This is a genomic window from uncultured Holdemanella sp. (assembly GCF_934772795.1).
GTDB lineage: Bacteria > Bacillota_I > Bacilli_A > Erysipelotrichales > Erysipelotrichaceae > Holdemanella.
Window position 1 is genome coordinate 1 of the sequence record NZ_CAKVMR010000112.1, and the last position, 2,654, is coordinate 2,654.

Annotated in this window: 4 protein-coding genes and 1 pseudogene; 3 read left to right on the forward strand and 2 right to left on the reverse strand. The window is 32.8% G+C overall.

What is annotated here, in order from left to right; genetic code table 11:
• Both Q0F04_RS11630 and Q0F04_RS11635 read left to right on the forward strand, forming a co-directional pair.
• A pseudogene (locus tag Q0F04_RS11630) lies at positions 1 to 416 on the forward strand (hypothetical protein); the annotation flags it as partial.
• 31 nt (positions 417 to 447) lie between these two features.
• Positions 448 to 798, forward strand: coding sequence for a hypothetical protein (locus Q0F04_RS11635; protein WP_295753476.1), 351 nt, complete (start codon positions 448 to 450; stop codon positions 796 to 798).
• Between the two features lie 52 nt (positions 799 to 850).
• On the opposite strand, the gene Q0F04_RS11640 is transcribed toward Q0F04_RS11635, so the two are convergent.
• Both Q0F04_RS11640 and Q0F04_RS11645 read right to left on the reverse strand, forming a co-directional pair.
• Positions 851 to 1,363: an ECF transporter S component gene (locus Q0F04_RS11640; RefSeq protein WP_295753478.1), complete on the reverse strand. Its 513-nt coding sequence runs from the start codon at positions 1,361 to 1,363 to the stop codon at positions 851 to 853.
• 61 nt (positions 1,364 to 1,424) lie between these two features.
• A complete protein-coding gene (locus Q0F04_RS11645) occupies positions 1,425 to 2,075 on the reverse strand; it encodes a Crp/Fnr family transcriptional regulator (protein WP_295753479.1) in 651 nt (216 codons plus the stop codon).
• 135 nt (positions 2,076 to 2,210) lie between these two features.
• Here Q0F04_RS11645 and Q0F04_RS11650 point away from each other — a divergent pair.
• Positions 2,211 to 2,654: lactate racemase domain-containing protein (locus tag Q0F04_RS11650; protein WP_295753481.1), on the forward strand; the 444-nt coding region annotated here is incomplete at its 3' end.

Sequence of the window (2,654 nt, forward strand, 5' to 3'; positions counted from 1 at the left end):
TTGCTAAAGTGTGCATTGGTTACTGTGTACTGATGTTTGCCATTGCATGGTTATTTGGAAAGTACTTTATTTTCCTGTTCAATAAAGATGCTCAGCTTGTTGTACTGGCACAGAATGCTTTAAAACTAGTAACACTGTTTATTATTCCATTAGGTCTGCAGTATGAAATGGTAGATTCTATGACTGCTTTAGGTCAGGTAAACATTTCATTGCCACTTTCTTTCTTCAGAAAGGGTGTTTACTTTGTTGCACTGTTTCTGATCCCTGTATTCTTTTCCGTTCAGTACACGTTTGCGGCTGAATGTATTTCAGACATGATTTCTCCAATTGTATCCTTTATTATAGTAAAGAAAAATCTTCCACTCATTTTTGAATGGCGTATGTCTATGAAAAAAGAACAGAAAGTTACCAAATAGTTGGCAGAAAAATGTATTCAAACAGATTTAATTGGTTGATAATAAGTTCATCAAAAGGAGAAAAGTTCCTGACTACATTCATGCGCATGCATATGGTACAGAAACAACAGAAAAGGTAAGAAGAGAAATTGCTGTAAAGTATGATCGACCTTATACAGAAACGACTATGAAATTACTGTGTGGAAAGAAAGTTCCGTTGGAATGGTATATATTCGGATCCCCTGAAGCACAGCTGAAAGAGAATTTGGCATCATATCTGGTTGAAAATAAGGCAGAATTTGATATGGAAGGTTATGGGTATATTCGAACCTATTTTATCCAGATTCTGGTAAGAAATATTTTGATAGGCAATGATGAAAAAAAAGACCGAATGTCAGATTAAAACCTGAATATTCGGTCTTTCTTGTCATTAAGCTAAAACTTTTTCTGGTTGTTTATATTCTATTTAAAATACGAACCAAAACAGGAATGACAATCAATTGAAGGATGATACCTGGAAGACAAGTAATAAAGCTAGCCATCATAAATACAGATAATGTATATCCTTGTGTACTAAGAATACATGTATTGACAAAACCATTCATAATTCTACCTGCAAGCATCGCAATGATCAAACTCATATATAGTTTTGTCATTTCATTCTTCATTGAAATATATTGTGTACATAAACCAGCTACTAAACCATATACCGCAAGTTCAATCATCATTTGTGGCAACATCATTGCAGGAGGCATACCTGTCATTACGCTTGAAATAAATGGTGTAATAATTCCACATGCTAAACCATATGGCCATCCACAAAATAATCCACAAATTAATACAGGAATGTGCATTGGTAAAAATATGCTTCCAGCATTTGGGATCACATGAAATGCCATTGGAAGTAATACGCCTAAAGCGATGCATAAAGCGCATGATACTAGTTTTTTTGTGATACTATTCATCATTAAATACCTCTTCTTCTAAAAAATACTTGGTAAGGATGTATGGACAGATTAAGATTTAACATTACACGTATTGTTTTAAATAATCGATATCTAGAATTAATATTTTTTGATTTACAATCTTAATGACGCCTTCCTTTTTTAGCTCACAAAGAATTCGACTCACACTGTTTCGAGTGGTAATTCCACAAAATCCTGCGATATCATTATTTGTGATTTGAAAATCAATAAGCATGCCTGCCTCTACTTTTCGACCAAATAAATGGATTAATTGATATAAGAAGGAGCAGATTGCACCTGTTTTTCCATTCATCATCATACATTGTTGGCGAAAAATAGCTTCCGATAATTTTTCTCGATAATATGCGTTTACATAATCTTGTAGTTTTTGATCTTGATTTACATAACTCCAAAATAACACTCGAGGAATTCTATAGAATGTGGCCACATCACTTTCAACACGAACATTAAATGGAGCAGATGTATATTGACTTACTTCATCTTTTAATAAAGAAATAATATCAGGTGTATTGATATAAGAAATGTTGAATTCACGACCATCATGCAGGATGATACTTGTCTTAATTACCCCTTCTTTTAATACATAGGTATCTTGTTGTTCAAGCCCATAATATGCTAAATAGGTGTGCCTTTTTTTCTGTATAATAGGCACATTTTTCTTTTTTAAAAAATTTAATAAGTATTCATTGTCCATATTCGCTCTCCTTTACCAGTTTTGGATTATAACAATACTCCAAACTTCGTGAAACAACAAATGTTAACATCAAATGAGGTTTCACAATTTTCAATTCGTATTATATTAGTTTTTGAAAAAAAAGGAGAGATAAAAATGTTTGAAATGAATGTGCCTTATGATAAAGGCCAAATGAAAATCAAATTAGAAGATAAGAATTTAGCTGGTGTTTTAGAGGGAAGACAAAGCGATTATAAAAATACACTTTCTGAAAATGAAATTGTAGAACAATCGTTAAACAATCCAATTGGATCCAAAAGTTTAGAAGAACTTGCCAAAGGCAAGAAAAATATTGTCATTATTAGCTCAGACCATACGCGTCCTGTGCCTTCAAAAATTATTACACCTATTCTTTTAAGAAGAATTCGTAGTGTATCACCCGATGCACGTATTCGTATTTTAGTAGCGACAGGATTTCATAGACCAAGTACGCACGAGGAACTTGTGGCAAAATATGGAGAAGAAATTGTAAAAAATGAAGAAATTGTTATGCACGTATCGACAGATGATTCTCCTATGGTTAAAATTGGACAATTACCA

Bases quoted from the DNA above. Each gene is read 5' to 3' on its own strand.
- Q0F04_RS11645 (WP_295753479.1), bottom strand. From the start codon at position 2,075: ATGGACAATGAATACTTATTAAATTTTTTAAAAAAGAAAAATGTGCCT.
- Q0F04_RS11640 (WP_295753478.1), bottom strand. From the start codon at position 1,363: ATGATGAATAGTATCACAAAAAAACTAGTATCATGCGCTTTATGCATC.